We start from the raw sequence: 24,257 nt of genomic DNA, 5'->3' as shown, positions 1-24,257 counted from the left end.
ATGAAAACCCCATTGAAAAATAACATTATAAAACAGGAACACTGGTTACAGGCCAATAGAAACCTTATGAGCAAAACCATTGCAGAATTGATGCATGAGGAGCTGTTAAAACCTGTTTCCTCTTTTGAAGACGAAGTAGGATATACGGTTTTTAGACTTGATACAGGCTTCGAAAATACCGCTTACAGCTTCCGCGGACAGAAAAGAATGATGGACTATTGGCATATCGATAAAGCCAGTATCAGAAAAGAAGAAAACGGGCAGGAGGTTCCTGTAGATGTTGCTGCTTTTTTCCTTGAAATGCAGTCTGTGTTTGATCTGGATCCTTATACTCTGGCAAGATACACGGAAGAATTACTGCATACGCTGTACTGTGATTCGATGATTTTAGCCAACGGTGTGATGAGCTCAAAAGACCTTGCTACAGCTGACTATCAGACTGTAGAACATCATATGACAGGACACCCGTGGGTTATCGTAAACAAAAGCAGGTTAGGCTTCTCACCTCGCGATCTGGAAACATTTGCTCCAGAAGCGGATGAGATTCTGAAAGTGATCTGGCTGGCAGCTCACAAGAGCAGATCAGCATTTCAATCCTTGGAACACATCAGCAGAGAAGATTTTTACCGTTCAGAAATCGGAGATCAGTTGTATTCAGATTTTCAGCAGAAACTTGCAGATAATGGAAAACCTGTTGAAGATTATCATTTTATACCCGTGCATCCATGGCAATGGGAACACAAACTGAAAATTCATTTTGCAGGTGATATTGCTTCCGGCCTTTTAATCGAGCTGGGAGAAGGAGAAGATGTGTACAGTCCCCAACAAAGTATTCGTACTTTATTCAATGTGGGGCATCCTGAAAAAAGATATCTGAAAACAGCTGTTTCTATTTTAAGTACAGGAAATATCAGAGGATTATCTCCCAAACAAATGAAAATAGCACCTTCTATCACAGAATGGGTAAAAAGTTTAATAAAAGACGATACCTATCTGGAGAACAAAGGTAGCATTTTCTTAGGGGAAGAGGCTTCCATTAGCTATCTGCATCCGCAATACGGAGCCATAGCCGATGTTCCTTATCAATATAACGAATTCCTGGGAGCTTTGTGGCGTGAAAGTGCAGAAAACTATCTGAAAGAAGATGAGCAAATGGTCACCATGGCCTCACTATTATATGTAGATGATCATGGAATTCCTTTGGTACAGGCTTTTGCAGAAAAGGCAGGAATGAGCATCAAAGAATGGATAGCCACTTATCTGGATGCTTATCTTACCCCATTGCTCCATATTTATTATACCCATTCTTTATGTGTAACCCCACATGGAGAAAATATTATGGTTGTTTTGAAAAATGGAGTTCCACAGAGGATTGTGATCAAAGACTTTGTAGATGATATTGTTCTTACAACAGAGGCTCGGGAAAAGCTTCCGGCACCTCTTGCGGATGGACTGATCCAGTCTTCGAACAAAGAAAATATTCCATTGTTCATCTTGCTTGGTGTTTTCGATGCTTTCTTCAGGTACCTGTCCAATATATTGCATACTTATTCCAATTTCAAAGAAGAAGTATTCTGGACTCTTGTTCATGACTGTATTGAAAGCTATAAAGCAGACAATACCCATTTGCAGGAGCGATATGAAAAATATGATCTGTATGTACCTGAATTTAAAAGATTTTATATCAACAGTTTGCGTCTGAAAAATAATGGTTATGGCGAAAATAAAGCCTTTGCGATTCCAAGAAAGGATGGCGCCCTGCCCAATCCTCTTTATCAGATAGCCAATAAAAATTCTGTAGCAGCGGTATGATGAAATTCCTGCATATACTAAAAGAAGGAACGGTTTTCACTTATGGAGCCTTAGCCGGAAAAAAAACCGAACTGACTTCCGGAAGTATCAACCGTTCCATCTTTAGCCTAGCAATCCCTATGGTGATGGAGTTGGTAATGGAATCTGTATTTGTAAGTGTTAATCTTTTGATTATTGCCAAACTCGGAGATAAAGTTCTGGGTCTTGTAGGAATTACGGATAATTATATCAATTTTGCTTATGCTATTGCAGTAGGACTTGGAATAGCGGCGGCAACGCTTATAGCGAGAAGAGCGGGTGAAAAGGATCAGGAAGGAATGAGCAGAACCGCTCATTATATTATTCTTCTGGCTTTATTTTTTGCTTTGTTTATCGGGGGTGTATCCTGTTATTTTGCAGCAGATATCGTTAACTTTCTTGGAATTGATGCCAGTACGGTAAGTGGGGGATTGTCTTTTTCAAGACTCGTTTTTTTAAGTATAGGGCTGGTGATCCTGCGGCTTTCAGTCAATGGACTTTTCAGGGGAGCCGGAGATGCTGACCTTGCGATGAAATCTCTTTGGCTCTGCCATATTTCGAATATTATTTTCGCAGTAGTTCTCGTTTTCGGAGCCGGATTCGTTCCTGCTTTTGGATTGATGGGACTGGCTTATGCAGCTGTTTTATCGAGACTGATTGCCGTTATATATCAGTTTTTTATACTGCTGTCAGGAAAAACAAGCATTGATATGCTGACCACGTTCCATGCGGATCTGCCTTTACTGAAAAAGATCCTGAAAATAGCTTTCGGTGGACTGGTACAATATATTATACCAACCTCCAGCTGGCTGATTATGGTAAAAATCATATCTACTTTTGGAACAACAGCGCTTGCCGGATATATTATCGCACAGCGTATCGCATCCGTTGCGACTATGCCTGCATGGGGAATAGGAAATGCAGCCGGAGTTCTTACCGGCCAGAATTTAGGAGCCGGAGATCCTGACCGCGCAGAGAAGACAGTTTGGAGAGCCGGAATCATCAATATGACGTACCTTGTTGCTGTAGCTTTGTTTTGGCAACTTGCTGCGGAATATGTCGTGAGGTTCTTCACTCCAGAGCCTGAGGTTGCACATTATGCGGCTCAATATATCCACATGGTATCAATAGCCTACCTGTTATTAGGATTTACCATGGTCATCAGCCGTGCTCTTAATGCAGCAGGTAACATTATGCAGGTAACCCTCCTGTACATCATCATGTTTTATATTATTCAGCTTCCCCTGGCTTATCTCTTAGGAGTAAGGCTCCACTGGGAACTGAGCGGAATATTTACAGCTATTGTTTCCTCAGAAATTGTGCTGGCTGTATTATTTTTATTGATTTTTAAAAATGGTAAATGGAAAACTATAAAAATTTAAAATGAAAAAAACAGAAGAATTTTATGAGATCATTGCATCTGCAATTTCAGTAAAAAAGGAATTGGTAGATGAAAACCTTACCTATCAGGAAATCCCCGAATGGGATTCTATGTCACATCTTCTGATAGTAGAGGCGCTTGAACAGTTTTACCATATCAAATTTGATTTTAATGATATTTTAGAGATGGGTACTGTCGGAAAGATTCGTGAAAAAATGAAAAAATACGATGTATTCGTAGAAAATTAGAAATATGAAAATTTTAGAAAATATCATTGCCAACAAAAACCTGTTCTTTACAGATGCTTCAAGCGGTACAAGCATACCGGTTGGAACACTGTACAGGTCGTTAGGTTTAAATCCTGTAGAGAAAGGCTTACTTTTTTTATACAATGATAATCAGCTACCCGGAATTGAAGTGCTTCTCAATTTTTATGGAACGGCACACACCGTAGCTTTATTGGGACAAAAGCTGAATTCGGAATTCAAAGAGCGTCTGGAATCAGAATACCGTCCGAAATATATCTTTGATCCTTCAAGAGAGGAAGTTCTCGGATATAGTAGAAAGGAATTCTCAGAAACAATTTCCCTATTTGTAAAGGACAATTATAAAAGTGAAATAAAAATCCATCCTGAAATAAAAATACTTCTGAGTACTTCCGGAACTACAGGGGTTCCAAAATTGGTTAAATTATCAGATGAAAACTTATATCAGAATGCCATCAGTATCCTTCAGTATATGCCTATTCTGGAATCGGATGTCGTTCCTTTAAATGTGCCTATCAATTTTGTGTACGGATTTTCCATTTTTACCACCAATTGTATGCGTGCCGGAAGAATTGTATGCTCAGATAAAGATATCATGCAGAAAGCATTCTGGGAAGAAATGGAGGAATATGGTTATAGTACGCTGGGGGGAGTGCCTTATCTTTATGAAAATCTAAACAGAATAGGTTTCTTCAGAAAAGATAGTCCCAGTCTGAGGTACTTTACCCACACTGGAGGAATAATCAATGCTGAACTCAGAAAAACCATCTTTTCTTATTGCCATGAGTTTGAAAAGCAGTTCTTCGCTCAATACGGGCAAACAGAAGCCGGAGGAAGAATGGCATATCTTACCACGGAAGGCCTCTTAGAAGAGGAAACTTCCATTGGTATACCTGTTTATGGAGGAGATTTCAGAATAGATCCTGAAACCGATGAATTATTATTTTCACATTCCAGTATTTTCGGAGGTTATGCACACCAACTTGAAGACCTGACTTCTTTTGAGCAACCACGGGTATTACGTACCGGAGATACAGCCAGAAGGGGCCAGAACGGAATCTATTATATCACAGGGAGAATAAAACGTATTATGAAGCTTTTCGGAATACGGCTGAATCTGGATGAGGTGGAATTTATACTTAAAAATGAACTGGAGGGAAATACTTTTGTCTGTCTGAATTCCAATGATAAAAAGATTATTGTATTGTATGATAATCAGGAAAACGACCCTCAGGCTATTACCGAGATTATTAAAGGTAAACTGAGAATCAATCCCCGGTATGTACGCACTGAATATATAGAATCATTTCCACTATCCCCAAACGGTAAAATAAACTATACCCTGTTACAAAACTTACAACATGAAAAAACTTAAAAACCTTTAATTACTTTTAACATGAAAACACCTAAAACCCTTATATTACTTTTTACTCTTGTCCTGTTTTCAAACTTTCTTTCTGCACAGCAGAGTGAGCGTATTCATGGCAAGATCATGCTGTCTGAAAAGACCCCTGTAAAAAATGCTCTTCTAAGACTCGTCAATACTTCCTATCAGGCTAAAACCAATAGTTTAGGAGAGTTTTACTTTGATAATGTAACACCTGGAGCGTACACGCTCCAGGTGGTTTTAAATGATATTGAACTCATGCGGGAACCGATTCTTATTGAGAAGGATGTATATGAGATTCCTACCATCTATGCAACGACACACAATAATGTTATTGAAGGGATCACAGTATATGCCTTCAGCAGAAACAAATTCCTGGATAAAGACAGTACGTCTATATCCAAAATGCCATTGAAAAATCTGGAAAATCCTCAGGCTTATACCAGTATTAATCAACAAATCATCAAAGAACAGATTACCTATGATATTTCAGAGGTATTGAAAAACGTTCCGGGTATGGTCAAAATGCAGGGAAGTCCGGGAAGAGGTTCCGGAGACGGAAGCTTTTATTACAATTTAAGAGGATTTCCTACAAAAGTATCCATGGTAGATGGCGTTCCCGCTAATACCAACGGTGAAATTGATCCTGCCGATATTGAACGGATAGAAGCCATAAAAGGGCCTTCTGGCACGCTGTATGGAGGAGCGGTAACTTCTTTCGGAGGTCTGATCAATGTAGTAACCAAAAAGCCTAAGGATTATTTCGGAGGAGAAGTTTCTTATCTTTTGGGAAGCTATAATCTGAACCGCGCAACAGTAGATGTCTATGGTCCGCTAACTGATTCCAGAAAAACATTGTTCCGGGTTAATGCTGCATATCAATATCAAAACGGATTCAGGGATTCTGAATTCAGAAAATCGTTTTTCATTTCACCTACATTAAGTTATCAGGTGAATGACAGGCTTAAATTCAGTTTAGGAGCCCAGATTTACAACTATGAAGGAACCAATACACCGATTATTTTCCTTTCCAGAACAAGACCGTTTTTTGCACATAAACCTCAAGAACTCGGATTTGACTGGAAAAGATCATACTCCAATAACGATATGACCCTGAGGGCTCCTTCTACAAATGTGAAGTCTGAGATTAATTATAAAATATCAGATCATTGGACGTCACAGACTTTGGTTTCAAGAAACTTCAGAAAATCAGAAGGATTATACCAATATCAGTTCATCAGAGGAAATCAGAGTGATGCGCTCTTAGAAAGAAATGTACAATGGCAAAATTCAGAAGGAGCCTCTACAAGTATCCAACAGAATTTTAATGGAGAGTTTAATATTGGAAAAATTAAAAATAAAGTACTGATTGGCTTAGATTATTTAAATCAGTCATTAAATAACAATCATTCACCAATTGTTAAGTATGATACCATCAACGCACAGAATCTGACTTCCAAATACGGCTCCATCTCAAGAGATCTGGCGCTTCAGAAAATACAAACCACTAAAGGAGCCCTGACAAGAAACACCACTTCATCCAATCTTTATGGAGCTTATATTTCTGATGTAATGTACATTACTGATCGTTTGATTACGTTATTAAGTTTACGTATGGACCATTATGAAAGTAAAGGACAGCTTAATCTAAATGACAACAAACGTTCTGGAGAATTCAAACAAACGGCCTGGTCTCCAAAAGTAGGTTTAGTGTATCAGATTTTTAAAGACCGTTTGTCGGCTTACGCAAATTATATGAATGGCTTTAGATATACGGCTCCTGTTTCTCAGCAACTTCCTGATTACAGTGGAGATATGAAACCACAAATGGCCAATCAGTGGGAAGTGGGAATAAAAGCAAATCTTTGGAAAAACCGTTTCAATTTCACCGTCGGGTATTATGATATCCTAGTAGACAATATACAGAGAGGAATTGAAGTAGTTCAAAATGGAAAAAGCTATAATATTATTATCCAAGATGGAGAACAAAGGAGTAAAGGGATTGATATTGAAGCTGTTGCTAATCCTGTTCATGGTTTAAATATTATGGCAGGATATGCCCATAATGACAGCAAGTATGTAAAATCCGAGGCTACAGTGGAAGGACGTCGTCCAGGATCTGCAGGACCTGCCAATGTATTTAATTCATGGATAAGTTATGTGATTCAGTATGGTGATTTTCAGGGTGTCGGATTTGGTTTTGGATTGAATCGGGTAGGTGCACAAGTCTCTGAAGACAAAGCAACAACCGGACAATTTACATTTCCTGCTTACACTTTAATCAATGCTTCATTGTCTTATGAAAAAGAAAGATATAGACTAGGATTTAAAATGAACAATTTAGGCAATGCTCAATATTTTGCAGGACAAGGAGTCGTAGTGGCTCAAATGCCCCGGAATTTTGTTGCAGAGGTAAGCCTTAAATTTTAATAATGAAACTTAAATTTAGAAAAATAGCCTATCAGTTACATCTATGGCTCGGACTTATGTCCGGGCTTATAGTTTTTATATTGGCGGCAACCGGTTGTATATTATCATTTGAAAAAGAACTAAAACAGTGGATATATCCTGAGAAATATTATGTAAAAACAATAAAAAAACAAAAATTACCTCTTTCAGTCCTTAAGCTACAGTCCGAAAAAGCACTTCCCAACGGATTGAAAGTAAGTAGGGTAGAGGTCTCCTCAAACCCTTCGCGAAGCTATGCGTTCCGGTCGCTGAAAATGGATCATGAAGCCATGACTTTCTGGGGTTCTTATCTATATTACTACAGAGTATATATTGACCCCTATAATGGACAGGTTCTTGGACTGGAAGATGCCAAAAAAGACTTTTTTGAAATCGTATTAAACCTTCACCGAAGGCTCCTGTTAGGTGAAAAAATTGGAAAGACGATAACAGGCTATGCCACTCTTATATTTGCAGTTATTCTTTTTTCCGGACTGGTGATCTGGTATCCTCGAAAGATGAGCAAGAATATGTTGAAAGGAATGTTTTTTATCAAAATATCAGCGAACTGGAAAAGAATTAATTATGATCTCCATAATGTATTGGGGTTTTATGCGATCATTCCTTTATTGCTCATTTCGTACGCTGCTTTGATATGGAATTTTAAAGGGTTGGATAAATGGATCATAAAAACATTAAACGGAAATGGACAAACTGAACAAAGGGCAAAAAGCAAAGTTCCTTCTAAAGGATCGCCACTTCCTCACAATATATCGGACCGGATATTTAAAATAGTAGAGAAAAATCTCTCTGGTAAAGAATCTGCTCTTATCAATTTTCCTAAAACCGAGGAAGGAACATATTATGCTCAGGTAACTTTTGCCGATAAGCATTATCAGAATATACAATATAATTTTGACCAGTATTCAGGAGAGATTTTAAAATATCAAACTTATAAAGACAAAAAAATAAAATCCGGAACGGCATTAAGAAAAAGAAATTATGATCTGCATACCGGGAGTATCTTTGGAATTACAGGAAGGATTATTTATTTTTTTGCCACTATTATTGCTGCATCACTTCCTGTCACGGGTTTCATTATCTATCTGAACAGAAAGAAAAAGAAGCCGAAACCGAAGAAGAAAAAAAACTAGTATGATATTTTAAAAAAACTCTATATTTTCAAAGGCTTTTATTATACTGTAACGATATATATCACTATCCTGATCTGACAAATAACAATACTTTTTTTATCAATAGGCCTTATTAGAAGTGGATTTTTTTAGATTAAAAGATATGAAATTCAATTCTAAATAGTTACAAAGCTATGTTGAACCCATTATAATGATGTTTTTCTCTTAAATAATTTGTAATTTCGCAGTCTTAATTTTTAAGCTTCCATATTTCCAATAGGGAGGCGAGAGATTTTTATAACAAAAAATAATAAATAATTATATGAAGCCTAAATTTAAAGCGCATCCTTGGCATGGTATTAGTGCTGGAGAGAAAGCTCCTGAAGTTGTCAATGTATTTGTTGAAATTGTGCCTTCGGATACCATCAAGTATGAAGTGGATAAAGAGACGGGGTATATGAAAGTAGATCGGCCTCAGAAGTTTTCTAATATTATACCTGCTTTGTATGGTTTTGTACCGAAAACCTACTGTGAAGATGCGGTAAAAGATTTAGCCATAGCCAATGGATCTACAGATGTTAAAGAAGGAGATCATGATCCACTTGACATTTGTGTATTAAGTAGTCATACCATTAGTGGAGGCGGTATGATTTTAGAAGCCATCCCCATAGGAGGTTTTAAGATGATAGACAAAGGAGAGGCAGATGATAAAATTTTAGCTGTATTAGTAGACGATCAGGTATATGGTCACATGAGGAATATTTCGGACCTTCCACTAGCAGAGATTAACCGATTAAAGCATTATTTCCTTTCTTACAAAAATTTACCGACAGAGCCTGCAGTGGTAAGAATTGACGATGTATATGGTGCAGATCACGCCAAAAAAGTAATAGAAGCATCTATAAAAGATTATCAGCAAAATTACCCAGAATAACAATTAACTTTAGATAAGAATATAAAAGTGTCTTCAATAAGGAGGCACTTTTATATTGATAGAAAGATCATGCCTATTAAATTAAAGCTAATCTAGCTTAAAGAAAGTGGAAAAATTTTTGATTTCATTCTGCTTTTTTCTATTTTTGGAGCATGGAAAACTTTATAGTATCTGCACGTAAATATCGGCCATTGGAGTTTGATACAGTTGTTGGGCAATCCCATATCACAGATACTCTAGAGCATGCTATAGAAAACAATCAGCTGGCTCAAGCCCTTCTTTTTTGTGGGCCTAGAGGGGTCGGAAAAACGACATGTGCGAGAATTCTGGCCAGAAAGATTAACGAAAAAGCAGGAGCTTCAGATGATACAGGCTTTGCATTTAATATTTATGAATTAGATGCCGCTTCTAATAATTCTGTAGATGATATCCGCGATCTTATCGACCAAGTTCGTTTTGCACCTCAAGTAGGGAAATATAAGGTTTATATTATAGATGAGGTGCATATGCTTTCAACAGCAGCGTTTAATGCATTTCTCAAGACATTGGAAGAGCCTCCAGCTCATGCCATTTTTATCTTAGCTACCACCGAAAAACATAAAATTATCCCCACTATTCTCTCCAGATGTCAGATTTATGACTTTAAGAGAATTCAGATTGAGGACATTCAGCAGTATCTCAGAAAAATTGCAGATCAAGAACATATCCAATATGAAGATGATGCTTTATTTCTGATCGCTCAGAAAGCAGATGGTGCATTACGAGATGCCCTTTCTATTTTTGACCGCCTGACGACTTTTACCCAGAGAAATATTAGTCTGACGAAAGCGGCTGAAATTCTGAATATTTTAGATTATGATTATTATTTGCGGATGGCAGATCTTGCGCAAAACAATGACATACCGCAAATTTTAAAACAGTTTAATGAAATTGTAAGTAAAGGATTTGATGCTCATATTTTTATAGGAGGATTGGGTAGTCATTTTCGGGATTTGATGATGGCGCAAAACCTTAAAACCCTCGACTTAATTGAAATGGGTGAGAAAACCAAAGAAAAATATGTGGAACAAAGTCGTAACTGGACGGCTCAGCAGCTTATAGATGCTTTGGAAATCTGTAATCAGGCCGATATTAATTATAAAAACTCAAAAAATCAGAGACTCACTGTAGAAATTGCTTTAATGCAATTGGCATCCCTTTCCTCGGGTGATGTAGCTAAAAAAAAAAAAATAGAATCTTAGCCCCTTTATTCAAAGACGCTGTAAAAAATGAGCAAAAAAAGCCTCTTCTTACTCCTCCCAATCCACAATTTTCAAAAGAAAAAGTTGAAAAAGCCATTCCTCAGAAGGTAAATCAGTCTGAGAAAGTCACCTCTCCTTTAGAAGATCTATCGTCTTTTAGTATTACAGGCTGGCTTAATAAGAAACAAGAGCTAAAAATAGAAAAAATAGAAGAAAAAGAGCAGCTTCCTGCTGATCATTTTTCTGAAGTAGACTTGCTACAGCAATGGGAAGGTTTCTTAGAAGACCTGCAGCACAAAGATCCTATAAAATTTTCAGCCATAAAAATATGCCGGTTACAGAAAAAAAACGAAAATAAAATCCATATAAAAGTACCTTCTCAGGCTGCGAAAGCGGAGTTTGAAACGATTAGGAAAGATTTTTTATCTAGCTTTCAACGTAAAGTCAATAATTTTCATATTAAGAGTAAGTATATTGAAGATGAAACTTTGAAAAGGGAAATCATGACCAAACGAAAATTATTTGATAGATTTGCAGAGAAGAATCCCGTCCTTAGAGCATTGGACGATTTAATGAAATTTGATTTTTCCTAATTTTTCAAATTAAATATGAACTTAAAAGAAGTAAAAGCTGATTGGATATCAGAATTCGAGTCACCGCTGGTAATAGCGGGACCCTGCAGTGCAGAAAGTGAATCGCAAATGCTTGAAGCGGCAAGAAGAATCAAAGAAAGTAATGCAAAAGTTTCCATCTTCCGAGCTGGAATTTGGAAACCGCGTACAAAACCTAATGGATTTGAAGGTGTAGGTGTCATTGGTCTTAATTGGTTAAAAAAAGTTAAAGAAGAATATGGCTTTAAAATAGCTACTGAAGTAGCCAATTCCAATCATGTATTTGCAGCCTTAGAAGCTGATGTGGATATTTTATGGATTGGTGCCCGTTCTACGGTGAATCCCTTTACTGTTCAAGAAATAGCCCAAGCTTTAAGAGGGACTAAGAAGCCTGTTTTAGTGAAGAATCCTGTAAACCCCGATCTAGCCTTATGGATAGGCGCAATGGAGAGGTTGTTGGGACAAGGTGTTGAGAATTTAGGCGTTATACACAGGGGGTTTTCCAATTATCAAAAAACAAAATATCGCAATGTACCCAATTGGAGTATTGCCTTGGATTTTAAAAAACAGTTTCCCAATATTCCTATGGTGGTAGATCCTTCTCATATTTGTGGAAATAGAACCGGTTTAGCAGCCGTTTCCCAAGAGGCCCTCAACTGCGGTTATGAAGGATTGATGATTGAAACCCATCCTTATCCAGAGGAAGCATGGAGTGATGCTGCACAGCAAATTACCCCTGAAGTCCTATCAGATTTATTGACAAACCTCAAGATGAGAAATCAAGATATTACAGGTTATGAGGAGGAACTGGGTAAACATAGAACACTCATTAGTGATATTGATTTCCAACTCATTAATCTTTTAAATCAAAGAATGAAGGTTTCGGAAAAAATAGGAACGTTGAAGAAAAAGAATAATATTGCTATTTTCCAGCCGGACAGATGGAAAGTGATTGCAGAATACGCGATTCAGAAAGCGGATGAAACAGGAATGTCAAGAGAGTTTATCGAGAAAGTATTTAGTGCGATTCACGAAGAGTCTATTGATGTTCAGAATAATATTATGATAAAATAAGCATTGCGAATGAAGGGGATCATCATAAAATCCACCGGGAGCTGGTATCATGTGATGGATGAAGAATCTGGCAGAATTTATGAAGCCCGAATTAGAGGTAAATTTAAACTCATAAAAACCCGATTGACTAATCCTTTAGCAGTCGGGGATTTTGTGGAGTTTTCTATAGGGCAGGATCATATGGCCTGGATAACCAAAATAGAGCCGCGTAAAAATTATTTAATCCGAAAGGCGGTTAACCTTTCCAAAGAAGCTCATATTATAGCCTCTAATATTGATTTAGCTTGTATACTGTATAGTCTTAAAATGCCCGAGACCTCTTTAGGCTTTCTAGATCGCTTTTTGGTATGTTGCGAAGCTTATGACATTCAGCCTTTAATTCTCTTTAATAAAGTGGATATACTGCAGCCTGAAGAAATAGAATATATTGAAGATCTTGCTACCCTTTATCAGTCTATAGGATATAATAGCCTATCAATATCATCTTTATCGGGCTTTCATATGGAAGAGCTTAGGAGTTATCTTCACAATAAGACCGCTGTATTTTTCGGACATTCAGGTAGTGGAAAATCCACTCTGGTCAATACCTTACATCCGGAAGTTAAGCTCAAAACGGGAGAAATTTCAGATATCCACTTAAAAGGAAAGCATACCACTACCTATGCTCAAATGCATTTTTGGACTTTTGGTGGTCAGGTAATCGATACTCCAGGGGTGCGCGAATTTGCGATGATAGACGTACAAAAAGAAGAAATTCAATATTACTTTCCTGAGATTTTTAGTCTTTCCAAAGATTGTAAATTCAATAATTGCTTACATATTAATGAACCTAAATGTGCCGTTTTAGCTGCTCTTGAAAAAGAAGAAATACTCGATTCGCGCTATGCTACCTATATAAAGTTAATGGAAGAGGCAGAGGCAGAGGATTGATTTTTTTTTAGACCAAGAATACAAGGTTTAAAAAAAGTTACTTTTTCCACTGGGTATTCACAATTTGCTAAAAGGTTAAAAATCCTTAAAAAAAAGTCTATCTAGTAAAAAAAAATGTAATTTTGTAACAGATAAAGCAAATTGAATGACCAACCCTTTATTTTATGCGAAAATTTTGTTATTTGGAGAATATGGGATTATTGAAAATTCTCAGGGTTTAACCCTGCCCTATAGCTTCTATAAAGGCTGTTTGCAATTCTCCCAACTGCAAACAGATTTTGAGAAAAGTTCTAATCAATCTCTCAAAAAGTATGCAGAATATTTAGCAAATATAAAAATTCCGCAGGAGTTTAAAATTGATATTGAGAGGTTTATAGAAGATATTGATAAAGGAATGTTTTTTGATTCCAATATACCTCAGGGTTATGGAATTGGCAGTTCAGGTGCTTTAGTCGCTGCCATATTTGAAAAATATTCTTTGATCAAAAGAAAACCCGAAAGTATTAGTAAAGACGAGCTGAAGGCTCTTAAGAAAGTCTTTGGACTATTGGAGTCTTATTTTCACGGCACCAGCTCGGGGGTAGATCCGTTGATTTGTTATATGAATTTACCCATATTGATAGAAAATAAAGAATCTGTAAACAAAGTGGCCCTACCCGAAAATGAAATGGGGAGAGGTGCTATTTTTCTTATCGATTCAGGAAAAATAGGGGAAACAGGTCCCATGGTTCAGATTTTCTTTGAGAAGCTAAAAAACGAAGGATTCCGTAAAACGCTTAAAGATGAATTCATTCGCTATAACAATGCTTGTATTGATGCTTTTCTGAAGAAAGATATGAATCCTTTTTTCAGAGATTTGAAGAAATTATCTTACTGGGTATACGAACATTTTAATCCTATGATTCCTGAAAGTTTATTCAAGGCCTGGAAAAGAGGATTAGATACCAATGCCTATTACCTAAAACTTTGCGGAAGTGGGGGCGGCGGATATATCCTCGGTTTTGCACAAGATTATGATAAGGCAGAGAAAATGTTGGAGGGATTCCAGAAAGAAGTCATTTACAGATTTTAGATTAACGTTTAAATTTTAATACTGTGAAGAATTATCTGCTTTCCAGATTATCCTTATTGATTGGTTTTTTGTTAGGTGCGCAGTTCTTCGTTACATTTTTATTGATCTTTGCCTTATATGTGTCGACCTTTTTTCTTTTTAACCAGGAAGAAAGCCTTAAGCATTTTGTATTCAACTACAAGGTACATGGTATTATTTTTTGTAGCTTTTTAAGCATATCGGCAGGAAGTATTATTAACCAGTTCTATGATCGTGAAAAAGATAAGATCACTCGTCCGTTTAGGAGTCGCATTCAGAGTTTTTTGAAGCAAAAATATTTTTTATATGCCTACCTGCTGCTCAATACTCTTTCCTTAGGAATTGCAGCTTTTATTTCCTATAGGGTATTTGTTTTTTTTCTGATTTATCAGTTTCTCATGTGGCTGTATAGTCATAAATTGAGTAAAATTTTAATCCTTAATAACCTTAGCTTTGTAGGGCTTAGCCTCTATCCTTTTTTTGGCATGTTGGTTTATTATCAGACGTATTCGGTTCAGCTTATGTTGATGTCTGTATTTCTTTTTCTCATCTTAACGAGTATTGATATTATAAAAGATATTTTAACTTTTCATGCCGATCGTATTTTTGGTTACGATACGCTTGCTAACACCTTTGGGATAAAGGCCGCTAAGGCGATCACCATAGTTTTGGTCGTCCTCAACCTGTATGTGTCTGCTATAATCGTTGATCACCACCACCTCCATAATTGGATGTCGGGCTATTTTTCTGTAGGGATGCTACTTCAGATTGTAATTGTGTATCTCTTGCTTAATAAATCTAAGTTTTATAGTTTCTCAGCTTTGAATTTACTCCGTCTTTGGGTATTTATAGGAATTCTCTGTATGTTGATAGATGGAATTATCGCATATCTTCAATGACCCGTTTTAATTTTTTCGTAACTTTGCTGAAAATAAATAAATGAGCAGGGAACGTAAAAATTTTTCAAACAGACAGAGAGACGGCAGGCAAGAGGATAGAAGAGCTTCTTTTGGTAAAAATGATCGCTCTGCATCCTCCTCAGAAAGAGGAGATAAAAATTTTGATTCCAGAGATAAATACGAAAAAGGAGACCGTAAGTTTGGTGCTCCAAAGTCCTTTAAACGACCTTTTGATAAAAAAGCAGACCAGCAAGAAAAGGTAAAAGGTTATATTTTAAAGAGAAAGCTGGATAAACTCATCAGTAAGCCAGAAAAAGAGACGATACGCCTCAATAAATATATTGCTAATTCGGGTATTTGTAGCCGTCGCGAAGCGGATGATCTTATTTCACAAGGCTTAGTAGAGGTGAATGGTAAAGTGGTTACCGAGATGGGGTATCAGGTTCAGAAAACCGATAGAGTCGTTTTTGATGGTCAAGGTATCACACCTGAGAAGCCAGTATATGTTCTCTTAAATAAGCCCAAAGGCTATATCTCTACTACAAAAGATGAAAAAGCCCGGAAGACCGTTATGGATTTAGTAGCCAATGCCTCTCCTTATAGACTTTTTCCGGTAGGGCGTTTAGATCGTCAGACCACCGGGGTAATCCTCTTGACCAATGATGGACATTTAACCAAAAAGTTGACGCATCCCTCTTTTGAGATGAAGAAAATATACCATGTGGTCCTGGATAAAAAACTGTCAGTAGAACATCTACAGTTGATTCGAGACGGTATTCGTCTTGAGGAAGGTTTGGCCTTGGTCGATCATATCTCTTTTATTGAGGGGAAACCTAAAAATGAGGTTGGAATAGAAATACATATCGGCTGGAATCGCGTAGTAAGGCGTATATTTCAGCGGCTAGGTTATGAAGTGGAGAGTCTGGATCGTGTGATGTTTGCGGGTCTTACAAAAAAGAATGTAAAGAGGGGGCATTGGAGAATTCTTACGGATTTGGAAGTGAATAATTTAAAAATGCTTTAGTCTGCTGGAGAAGGAGGTGAAGCTATTTAAAATTAGTCGTTTAAAAAAATAAAAAGGACGATACTTATAGAGTATTGTTCTTTTTATTAAGATTGCTTTGTAGTTCGCAGCAGCAGCACCTCCCGTGTTTTTATAAAGTTTGAGTTATTCATTATTACAATAAAAAATGAATTGGATTTTTTTAATTATTGCAAGCTTGTTTGAGATATTGTTTACCTTATGCTTAGGAAAAGCCAAAACAACTTCCGGAGTAGAGTCTTACGGTTGGTATGCCGGAGTTCTGGTGGCCTTAACTCTGAGTATGATTTTATTGGTGAAAGCTACTCAAACTTTACCTATAGGTACAGCTTATGCCGTTTGGACTGGAATTGGTGCAGTCGGTACCGTTATTGTTGGGATCTGTATATTTAAAGAACCCTCCAGTTTTTGGAGGTTATTTTTTCTTTTTACCCTGATAACCTCGATTATCGGTTTGAAAGTCGTTTCACATTAATTTTCCGATTTCTATAGATAAAGAATACTTTTGTAAATTTGTCCGCCATTTATGTAAACCTAAGACGAACTTAGGACTGAATAGGTATTTTGAGGCAGGTTCAGATTATATTTATCATAGAATGATATTTCCCTGTTTCCTCTGCTTTTACGAATAAATTTAAAATAAAATATGATTCAGACATTAGAGAATATTAAATATAAAGATTCTAAAAATTTCTTTCTTATAGCAGGCCCTTGTGCTATTGAGAGTGAAGACTTGGCTATGGAGATCGCTGAGAGAGTAGTGCAACTCACAGATCAGTTTAATATACCTTATATCTTTAAAGGTTCTTTTAAAAAAGCAAATCGATCTCGAGTGGATAGTTTTACCGGCATAGGAGATATTAAAGCTTTGGAAATTCTAAAGAAAGTCGGTGCAAAATTTAATATCCCCACTACTACGGATATTCATGAAATCGAACATGCGGCTTTAGCCGCACAATATGTAGATGTATTGCAGATACCTGCATTTTTGGTTCGCCAGACAGACTTGCTTATGGCTGCGGCGCAAACTCAAAAAGCAATCACGCTTAAGAAGGGACAATTTCTTTCTCCTGAATCCATGAAATTTGCTGTCGATAAGATTAAAGAATCCGGTAATTCCAGAGTGGCTATTATCGAAAGAGGAAACTCTTTTGGGTATACTGATTTAGTAGTGGACTTTCGTGGTATTCCTATCATGCGCCAATATGCACCAGCTATCTTAGATGTTACCCATTCTTTACAACAGCCTAATCAGAGTTCTGGGGTTACCGGAGGTAAACCTGAACTGATAGAAACCATAGCGAAAGCTGGAATAGCTGTAGGTGCTGATGGTATTTTTATAGAAACCCACCCCGAACCAGCTAAGGCCAAATCTGATGGTGCCAATATGTTAAGATTAGATCTTTTGGAAGGTTTGTTGGAAAGATTAACCAGAGTAAGAGAAGCTATACTTTAGAAAATAAATCGTATTCGAATACAATAGAGTACCTCACCGAGGTACTCTATTGTATTTATAGAAAATCATTCCACCTTTATATATTCTACATAATAATTGGGATCCCATTCAATCGGGGACTTATCCTTTAATTTGATTGTGGTCCACTGATGAGAAGGGTTTATAATGATTTTTGAATCCTTTATATGGAGAGGAAGTTTAAAATTTTCAACAGTATTTGCCCATCTAAAAGAAATTTTTTTATCTTGCTGCTTATACTCTAATTTGGGAATTTGAGTCGTGCAGAGGTACTGCTTAAATACGGATGAGAAATCTATTCCCGATTGCTGATTAATATATTCTTGTATTTCATTCCCTGTAACGGTTTTGTGATAAAATTTTTTATTTAGTCCTCTTAAGAGCTGTCGAAATTTCTCATCATCGTTGATCACCTGACGTATGGTATGCAGCATATTGGCACCCTTACTGTACATGTCTTCACTGCCGTAGGCTCTTAATCCGTAAGCGGGAATAATAGGGCTGTCATTTTTGATGTTAAGTCTTTGTCCTATAATGTATTGGTTGGCGTTCTCTTTCCCCCATAGATACTCTACATATAAAGTTTCCGCGTAGGTGGTGAAGCTTTCGTGTATCCACATATCAGCAGTATCTTGAGCGGTAATATTGTTGGCAAACCATTCGTGTCCGCTTTCATGAATGAGAATAAAATCAAACTTTAAACCAATACCCGTATGCGAAATATCTTGACCCAAATATCCGTTTTCATATTGATTTCCGTAGGCAATAGCACTCTGATGTTCCATTCCCAGGTGCGGACTTTCTACAATCTTATAACCGTCTTCATAAAAGGGATAGGGCCCAAACCAATGTTCAAAGGCTTTTAGCATGCTTTGAACCTGTGAAAACTGTTTTTTGGCTTTTGCTAAGTTTTCTTTTATAACATAGTAGTCAAGCGATAATATGCCTTTTTCACCTTTAAAAGAGTCTGTAAAATGAATGTAATCACCAATGTAAGGTGTAATACTATAATTGTTAATAGGATTTTTCACTTCCCAAATGGAAATATTTTTATTATTCTCTATTTTATGGCTAATGAGTCGCCCATTAGAGATTCCCATCAGTTTTTGAGGGCTAATAAGAGTAAACGTCATCCCTTGATCGGGTTCATCTCCCCAGTAATCCTTAGTCGGAAGCCATACACTGGTTCCTATATTTTCAGTAGCTGTGGTGATCCAAGGATTTCCGGATTTATCACTAGTGAAGATCCAGCCTCCATCCCATGGGGCGTGACGGGCAATTTTGGGATATCCTTCGAAATTTAAATTAATAAAGTATTCGTCTCCTTTTTTAAAATCTCCTTTGGCCTGGATAAACAAAAAATTATCCTCTCTTTTTTGAGAAACAATTTCAAAATCACTCATAATATTAAAAACCTTCATCGGCTGTTGAATATCGATCTGAAATGTAGGATCGCTAATATCACGAGTGATTTTAAAGCTGATCCTATTGCTTCCTTTTACACTCTTTTTTTCGAACTGGGGTTCAGCCTCAATATCGTATTTATTTACTTTCCAAAAATTTCTATACTGTGAGTTAGATCCAAATAACGAATCTTGTTTTGTAAAAGGAGAGTGCGTATCGCCAAAAGCGTTTTTGTTTTGGGCATATCCCAGGCTACAGCATAAAAGAAATAGAGGTGTGATGGTAGTTTTCATAAGGTGAATTGGTGGTATATTTGAGTGAGTGTAATGAGTCTGTTTATATTTTCTCTCTTTTTTTCATTCTTTTTTCCATTAATTTAGACATAAATATACTTATTTCGTAGAGAATTAATAGCGGAAAGGCCGCCGCTAACATGCTCAGGACATCGGCAGGGGTTATAATAGCGGCCACCACCATAATGACTACAATAGCATGCCGCCTATAAGTGATTAAAAATTTAGGAGTTAAAATTCCCATTGAGGTTAATACATAGACTAAGATAGGGAACAGAAAAATAATAGCCATCCCCAATACCACCTGTAAAAAGATTGTAATATAACTGGACAGGTCGATATCCACACGAATAGTCTCGGAAATGTTAAAGAAATAACCAAAATTGATAACAAAGGGCATAACCAGGTAATAACCACTTAATGCCCCTAGCATAAACATAAACCACGTACTGTTAATCACAAAAATAGAATTTTTTCTTTCGTGCTCATGTAATGCGGGACTGATAAACCTCCAGAGTTCCCACACAATATAGGGAAAGGCGATAATAATACCTCCAACAATGGAAACCGCCATCATAACATTAAATTGTTCAAATAACCGCCTCACCTGGATGGGGAATTTTTCAGGAAGATCAATGGTATCATGTCCAAATATGATTTGAGAAAAGTGGTTAACGACTTTAAAAGTTAAAAAATCAGGACGCGTTGGACCGAATAAAATATGGTCCATCACCCAATTGATATTAAATCCAATGGCTAAGCCTCCAATGGCAATGGCTAAAATAGAACGGATTAAATGTCCTCTTAGTTCGCCGATATGTCCCAAAAAGGACATTTCTTTTTTTTCTTTAATTTCATTCATCTTTAAACAATACCTTCATCTAAGAGTTTATGAATATCTATAATACCCGTATATTTTCCATTATCAGTGACCACAAGCTGGCCAATATTATTCATTTTTAATAGCTCCATAGCGCTTTTTGCCAATGCTTTCTTTTCTATAGTTTTCGGATTTTTACTCATGATTTGTTGCGCTGTAATACCCGATATTTCATCGTTTTGCATGAGCATTCTCCTTAAATCGCCATCGGTTATAACGCCTATTATCTTCTCTCTGTCTGTAACAACAGTAATTCCGTGTTTTGAAGCACTGATGGAGATAATGATTTCTCGCATATTGGCGTCCTTATGCACTTCAGGCTTATGGTCTGAAAGAAATTGAGCGACTGTAGCGGTAAGGTTTTTACCTAAAGAGCCCCCTGGGTGGTATTTGGCAAAATCAGTATTACTGAAGTTTCTTAATTCCATTAAACACACGGCTAAAGCATCGCCAAGTGCCATCTGTACGGTAGTACTACTAGTGGGTGCTAATTGGTTAGGACAAGCTTCCTGTTCCACCCAGGAACTGATGATGATATCTGCAGCTTCTGCCAGCTTGCTGTTTATGTTACCTGTCATACCGATTAAGCAACAAGAATAGCCTTTAAGAATAGGTGCTAAATTGACTATTTCAGGAGAATTTCCAGAATTCGAAATGCACAGTACCACATCTTCTTTGGAGAGCAGGCCTAAATCACCATGAATAGCCTCTGCAGCATGTAAAAATTGTGAAGGAGTTCCTGTAGAATTAAGTGTAGCCACTATTTTATTAGCGACATGGGCACTTTTTCCGATGCCTACCACGACTAATTTTCCTTGCGCATTGAAGATGCTGTTGACAGCTTGAGAAAAATTCTCATTTAAAATATTTTTTGTTTTCTCTAGTGCCTGGATTTCTATGGAAAATGTTTTTTTGGCAAGATCGATAATTTCTTCGGTTTTCAAGGTGTGATATTGCTTTGTTAGATTAATTTGAGTATCTTTGATTAAATGCAAATTTAGTAAACTTAAATCAAAGGATGAATACAAATTCTGCGAACATAGCGGAGTCTCTGAAAAAGTATTTTGGTTTTTCAACATTTAAAGGATATCAAGAACAAATCATATCGTCACTTTTAGAAGGAAAAGATGTTTTTGTTCTGATGCCAACAGGTGGAGGGAAATCATTATGCTATCAGCTTCCAGCTTTAATGAGCGAGGGAACAGCGATAGTGGTATCACCACTTATAGCTTTAATGAAAAATCAGGTGGATGCAATTAATGGGCTATCTTCGGAAGAAGGGGTTGCTCATGTACTCAACTCTTCGTTGAGTAAAGCGCAGACGAAAATGGTGATGGATGATATTCGAAACGGTAGGACAAAGCTGCTCTATGTCGCTCCGGAATCTCTGATCAAGGAAGATTATATTGATTTCTTTAAGGAAGTCCCTATCTCCTTTTTCGCGATAGATGAGGCCCATTGTATTTCGGAATGGGGCCACGACTTTCGACCCGAATACAGAAACCTCAAAAATATTATAGACAAAATAGCAAATGTACCCATTATTGCCTTAACCGCTACCCCTAAGGTACAAGATGATATACAAAAAACACTAGGGATGTCCGATGCACTCGTCTATAAAGAATCTTTCAATAGGCCGAATTTATTTTATGAGATTCGGCCTAAAATTAATATAGATAAAGAAATTGTTAAGTTCATTAAATCCCGAAAGGGAAAATCGGGGATTGTCTATTGTTTGAGTAGAAGAAAGGTGGAAGAGTTTGCCCAGTTGTTGCAAGTAAACGGGGTAAATGCATTACCTTATCATGCGGGCTTAGATGCCAAAACGCGGGTGGCCAATCAGGATAAATTTTTAATGGAAGAAGTCGATGTGATCGTTGCTACCATTGCTTTTGGGATGGGAATTGATAAACCCGATGTGCGGTTTGTGATTCACTATGATATTCCTAAAAGTTTAGAGAGCTATTATCAAGAGACAGGGAGAGCAGGTCGAGATGGAGGAGAAGGACATTGTATCGCATTCTACGATCCCAAAGACATTGAAAAGCTGGAGAAATTTCTGGCCCAAAAACCTGTTTCAGAGCGGGAAATAGGACTTCAGTTGCTTAATGAAGTGGTAGGTTACGTAGAGACGTCTATGAGCAGACGACAATATTTATTATATTACTTTGGAGAAACCTTTGATCCTGTTAATGGCTTAGGTGCTAAAATGTGTGATAACTCTATAAACCCACCTATTTTAAAAGATGCTAGTGAAGATCTGAAAAAAGTACTCAATTTAGTAAATGATTTAGGACAAAAATTCAGGGCAAAGGATTTGGTGTCCGTAATCGTAGGTAAGGAAAATGCAGTCACCAAATCTTATCGTTTGGAGAATAACAAACACTTTGGCATCGGAAAAGATCGACAAGATAATTATTGGAAATCAATTTTTCGTCAGGCGATAGTTCAGGATTTTTTACTAAAAGACATAGAGACGTATGGAGTATTGAAGCTTACTAAAAAAGGATTGGATTATATTGAGGGAGAAATACTGCCAACATTTCAAATAGCCGAAGACAGAATCTATAATCTTGCCGAAACCGCTAAGTTATCTTCAGAAATAGCAACAGCGAGTAGCTTGAAAGGTTTGGATGATCAATTGTTTAGTCTTTTAAAAGAAGTTAGAAAAAAAGTCGCACAGAAATATAAAATTCCACCTTATACTGTTTTTCAAGATCCGAGTTTGGAAGATATGACAGTTCAATACCCTGTGAGTATTGAGGAAATTTCCAAGATTTATGGAGTCGGAGAGGGAAAAGCAAAAAAATTCGGGAAAGAATTTGCAGCGTTTATTAAAAAATATGTAGACGAAAATAACATTGAGCGCCCAGATGATATGGTGCTCAAACAAGTAGCTAATAAATCTAGTCATAAAGTCTTTATTATTCAAAGTACCGATAAGAAAATCGATTTAGAAGATATCGCAAAAGCGAAAAACCTCAGTATGGACGATTTGCTTTCCGAGATGGAAAGTATTGTTTATCAGGGGACCAAGTTGAATATAGATTACTATATTGACGAAAATATTGACGAGGATATTGTAGATGCATTTATGGAATTTATGATGGAATCCGAGAGTGATAGCATGAAGACGTTGTGCTCGGAATTTTCTAATGACCTTTCCGATGAGGAAATTCGAATGCTACGTATAAAATTTATTAGTGATGTAGCAAATTAAAAATATACAAACCAAACTTTTCGAAAATCTATAGATGCTTCCCGATTTAAATTTGAGTCGGGGAGTATTCTATATAATTCATTATTTTATTGAAGGAAGCATGCTCCATGGATACTTTATTATTGCAGCAATTAAAGAAAGCTATTTTCATGATGGGCCGATATTGAAAGATATGTTCTATTCTTTAACTTCTATATTTATAAAAATAGGCAAACGAAAAAAAATATTTGCACTCTAGGAGCATTCGCTAGGATAAAATGTTGCATTATAGGAGTAAAATTACTTACACCTAACCTGTTTTGCATTTAGCCCAAATTAACTTTTATTTTGTTTATCTTTCTTTTGAAGACGAAAAAATTCAGATACTGAATCATTGTAAAAGCGCTTATTTTTGAAGCAATTCTAGTGGCTAAACCTTGAAAAGTTTTTGCTAGATTAATCTGAATCAAGAACTCTCCATTGAGTTGAGAAAGTGCAGTTTCAATTCTTTTTCTGATTCTGGATTTTATTTTTGAAAATGCTACAAAATCGTGTTGATTTTTTCTCATCGCAACAGACAGTTTTATCTTTGAATAGTTGAATAAATCAACTTTGAATTCTTTGCTAATATATCCTCTATCTCCTATTAATAAACAATTTTTAAAATTATTTTTCACATCATTCAAGTCGTTCACATCATGGACATTTGCAGGGGAAAAATCATACGAATGAAAGATCCCG

The 24,257-nt window shown here is 36.7% G+C and carries 21 protein-coding genes; 17 read left to right on the top strand and 4 right to left on the bottom strand.

Annotated features, from left to right (window positions below; all coding sequences use genetic code 11):
• The 16 genes from GNY06_RS03195 (at position 1) to kdsA (ending at position 17,722) form a co-directional block, all read left to right on the top strand.
• On the top strand, positions 1 to 1,812 hold the full coding sequence (locus GNY06_RS03195) for an IucA/IucC family protein (RefSeq protein ID WP_166518778.1): 1,812 nt from the start codon (positions 1 to 3) through the stop codon (positions 1,810 to 1,812).
• The gene (locus tag GNY06_RS03190) at positions 1,809 to 3,212 is read left to right on the top strand and encodes an MATE family efflux transporter (RefSeq protein WP_166518777.1); all 1,404 of its coding nucleotides are present in this window, start codon (positions 1,809 to 1,811) and stop codon (positions 3,210 to 3,212) included. Before GNY06_RS03195 ends, GNY06_RS03190 begins: the two co-directional genes overlap by 4 nt.
• Position 3,213: 1 nt before the next feature.
• Entirely contained in the window at positions 3,214 to 3,459 is a 246-nt protein-coding gene (locus GNY06_RS03185) for an acyl carrier protein (RefSeq protein ID WP_166518776.1), read from the top strand.
• A 4-nt stretch (positions 3,460 to 3,463) separates the two neighbouring features.
• Positions 3,464 to 4,852 carry an AMP-binding protein gene (locus GNY06_RS03180; RefSeq protein WP_166518775.1) on the top strand — a complete coding sequence of 463 codons (1,389 nt, stop codon included), beginning with the start codon at positions 3,464 to 3,466 and terminating at the stop codon, positions 4,850 to 4,852.
• A gap of 21 nt (positions 4,853 to 4,873) precedes the next feature.
• Positions 4,874 to 7,294 (top strand): TonB-dependent receptor, encoded by a 2,421-nt coding sequence (locus GNY06_RS03175; protein WP_166518774.1) that lies wholly within the window; start codon positions 4,874 to 4,876, stop codon positions 7,292 to 7,294.
• A 2-nt stretch (positions 7,295 to 7,296) separates the two neighbouring features.
• The gene (locus GNY06_RS03170; RefSeq protein ID WP_166518773.1) at positions 7,297 to 8,466 is read left to right on the top strand and encodes a PepSY-associated TM helix domain-containing protein; all 1,170 of its coding nucleotides are present in this window, start codon (positions 7,297 to 7,299) and stop codon (positions 8,464 to 8,466) included.
• 301 nt (positions 8,467 to 8,767) lie between these two features.
• On the top strand, positions 8,768 to 9,379 hold the full coding sequence (locus GNY06_RS03165; RefSeq protein WP_166518772.1) for an inorganic pyrophosphatase: 612 nt from the start codon (positions 8,768 to 8,770) through the stop codon (positions 9,377 to 9,379).
• A gap of 152 nt (positions 9,380 to 9,531) precedes the next feature.
• Positions 9,532 to 10,620: a DNA polymerase III subunit gamma/tau gene (gene dnaX / locus GNY06_RS03160; protein ID WP_166518771.1), complete on the top strand. Its 1,089-nt coding sequence runs from the start codon at positions 9,532 to 9,534 to the stop codon at positions 10,618 to 10,620.
• Positions 10,621 to 10,874: 254 nt separating this feature from the next.
• A complete protein-coding gene (locus tag GNY06_RS03155) occupies positions 10,875 to 11,213 on the top strand; it encodes a hypothetical protein (protein WP_166518770.1) in 339 nt (112 codons plus the stop codon).
• 15 nt (positions 11,214 to 11,228) lie between these two features.
• A complete protein-coding gene (locus GNY06_RS03150; protein ID WP_166518769.1) occupies positions 11,229 to 12,305 on the top strand; it encodes a chorismate mutase in 1,077 nt (358 codons plus the stop codon).
• Between the two features lie 9 nt (positions 12,306 to 12,314).
• The gene (gene rsgA, locus GNY06_RS03145; RefSeq protein WP_166518768.1) at positions 12,315 to 13,235 is read left to right on the top strand and encodes a ribosome small subunit-dependent GTPase A; all 921 of its coding nucleotides are present in this window, start codon (positions 12,315 to 12,317) and stop codon (positions 13,233 to 13,235) included.
• 145 nt (positions 13,236 to 13,380) lie between these two features.
• A complete protein-coding gene (locus GNY06_RS03140; protein ID WP_166518767.1) occupies positions 13,381 to 14,307 on the top strand; it encodes a mevalonate kinase family protein in 927 nt (308 codons plus the stop codon).
• Between the two features lie 23 nt (positions 14,308 to 14,330).
• The gene (locus tag GNY06_RS03135; RefSeq protein ID WP_166518766.1) at positions 14,331 to 15,224 is read left to right on the top strand and encodes a UbiA family prenyltransferase; all 894 of its coding nucleotides are present in this window, start codon (positions 14,331 to 14,333) and stop codon (positions 15,222 to 15,224) included.
• A gap of 40 nt (positions 15,225 to 15,264) precedes the next feature.
• The gene (locus GNY06_RS03130) at positions 15,265 to 16,248 is read left to right on the top strand and encodes a pseudouridine synthase (RefSeq protein WP_166518765.1); all 984 of its coding nucleotides are present in this window, start codon (positions 15,265 to 15,267) and stop codon (positions 16,246 to 16,248) included.
• Between the two features lie 166 nt (positions 16,249 to 16,414).
• Positions 16,415 to 16,741 carry a DMT family transporter gene (locus GNY06_RS03125; protein WP_166518764.1) on the top strand — a complete coding sequence of 109 codons (327 nt, stop codon included), beginning with the start codon at positions 16,415 to 16,417 and terminating at the stop codon, positions 16,739 to 16,741.
• Between the two features lie 171 nt (positions 16,742 to 16,912).
• Positions 16,913 to 17,722 (top strand): 3-deoxy-8-phosphooctulonate synthase, encoded by an 810-nt coding sequence (gene kdsA, locus GNY06_RS03120; RefSeq protein ID WP_166518763.1) that lies wholly within the window; start codon positions 16,913 to 16,915, stop codon positions 17,720 to 17,722.
• Positions 17,723 to 17,787: 65 nt separating this feature from the next.
• Here the strand turns inward: kdsA and GNY06_RS03115 are convergent, their stop codons facing one another.
• The 3 genes from GNY06_RS03115 to GNY06_RS03105 are packed head-to-tail and all read right to left on the bottom strand — an operon-like array spanning position 17,788 to position 21,261.
• Entirely contained in the window at positions 17,788 to 19,437 is a 1,650-nt protein-coding gene (locus GNY06_RS03115; RefSeq protein ID WP_166518762.1) for a M1 family metallopeptidase, read from the bottom strand.
• A 43-nt stretch (positions 19,438 to 19,480) separates the two neighbouring features.
• Complete coding sequence (tatC, locus tag GNY06_RS03110) at positions 19,481 to 20,299, bottom strand: twin-arginine translocase subunit TatC (RefSeq protein WP_166518761.1); 819 nt, start codon at positions 20,297 to 20,299, stop codon at positions 19,481 to 19,483.
• Between the two features lie 2 nt (positions 20,300 to 20,301).
• Positions 20,302 to 21,261: a KpsF/GutQ family sugar-phosphate isomerase gene (locus tag GNY06_RS03105; protein WP_166518783.1), complete on the bottom strand. Its 960-nt coding sequence runs from the start codon at positions 21,259 to 21,261 to the stop codon at positions 20,302 to 20,304.
• 74 nt (positions 21,262 to 21,335) lie between these two features.
• Here GNY06_RS03105 and recQ point away from each other — a divergent pair, with 74 nt between their 5' ends.
• Positions 21,336 to 23,537, top strand: a complete 2,202-nt coding sequence (gene recQ / locus GNY06_RS03100) for a DNA helicase RecQ (protein WP_166518760.1) — start codon at positions 21,336 to 21,338, stop codon at positions 23,535 to 23,537.
• Between the two features lie 305 nt (positions 23,538 to 23,842).
• Here the strand turns inward: recQ and GNY06_RS03095 are convergent.
• Positions 23,843 to 24,257: transposase (locus GNY06_RS03095; RefSeq protein ID WP_166518759.1), on the bottom strand; the 415-nt coding region annotated here is incomplete at its 5' end.

The organism is Elizabethkingia argenteiflava (assembly GCF_009904105.1).
GTDB lineage: Bacteria > Bacteroidota > Bacteroidia > Flavobacteriales > Weeksellaceae > Elizabethkingia > Elizabethkingia argenteiflava.
Note: the sequence above shows the minus strand (reverse complement) of the source record. Positions and strands in the feature narration are given on the sequence as shown.

Excerpts from the sequence above, each read along its gene's own strand:
- GNY06_RS03185 (WP_166518776.1), top strand. The coding sequence starts at position 3,214 with ATGAAAAAAACAGAAGAATTTTATGAGATCATTGCATCTGCAATTTCA.
- tatC (WP_166518761.1), bottom strand. The coding sequence starts at position 20,299 with ATGAATGAAATTAAAGAAAAAAAAGAAATGTCCTTTTTGGGACATATC.
- GNY06_RS03170 (WP_166518773.1), top strand. The coding sequence starts at position 7,297 with ATGAAACTTAAATTTAGAAAAATAGCCTATCAGTTACATCTATGGCTC.
- GNY06_RS03130 (WP_166518765.1), top strand. The coding sequence starts at position 15,265 with ATGAGCAGGGAACGTAAAAATTTTTCAAACAGACAGAGAGACGGCAGG.
- GNY06_RS03115 (WP_166518762.1), bottom strand. The coding sequence starts at position 19,437 with ATGAAAACTACCATCACACCTCTATTTCTTTTATGCTGTAGCCTGGGA.
- rsgA (WP_166518768.1), top strand. The coding sequence starts at position 12,315 with ATGAAGGGGATCATCATAAAATCCACCGGGAGCTGGTATCATGTGATG.
- GNY06_RS03180 (WP_166518775.1), top strand. The coding sequence starts at position 3,464 with ATGAAAATTTTAGAAAATATCATTGCCAACAAAAACCTGTTCTTTACA.
- recQ (WP_166518760.1), top strand. The coding sequence starts at position 21,336 with ATGAATACAAATTCTGCGAACATAGCGGAGTCTCTGAAAAAGTATTTT.
- GNY06_RS03150 (WP_166518769.1), top strand. The coding sequence starts at position 11,229 with ATGAACTTAAAAGAAGTAAAAGCTGATTGGATATCAGAATTCGAGTCA.
- GNY06_RS03175 (WP_166518774.1), top strand. The coding sequence starts at position 4,874 with ATGAAAACACCTAAAACCCTTATATTACTTTTTACTCTTGTCCTGTTT.
- dnaX (WP_166518771.1), top strand. The coding sequence starts at position 9,532 with ATGGAAAACTTTATAGTATCTGCACGTAAATATCGGCCATTGGAGTTT.
- GNY06_RS03125 (WP_166518764.1), top strand. The coding sequence starts at position 16,415 with ATGAATTGGATTTTTTTAATTATTGCAAGCTTGTTTGAGATATTGTTT.
- kdsA (WP_166518763.1), top strand. The coding sequence starts at position 16,913 with ATGATTCAGACATTAGAGAATATTAAATATAAAGATTCTAAAAATTTC.
- GNY06_RS03140 (WP_166518767.1), top strand. The coding sequence starts at position 13,381 with ATGACCAACCCTTTATTTTATGCGAAAATTTTGTTATTTGGAGAATAT.
- GNY06_RS03195 (WP_166518778.1), top strand. The coding sequence starts at position 1 with ATGAAAACCCCATTGAAAAATAACATTATAAAACAGGAACACTGGTTA.
- GNY06_RS03165 (WP_166518772.1), top strand. The coding sequence starts at position 8,768 with ATGAAGCCTAAATTTAAAGCGCATCCTTGGCATGGTATTAGTGCTGGA.
- GNY06_RS03190 (WP_166518777.1), top strand. The coding sequence starts at position 1,809 with ATGATGAAATTCCTGCATATACTAAAAGAAGGAACGGTTTTCACTTAT.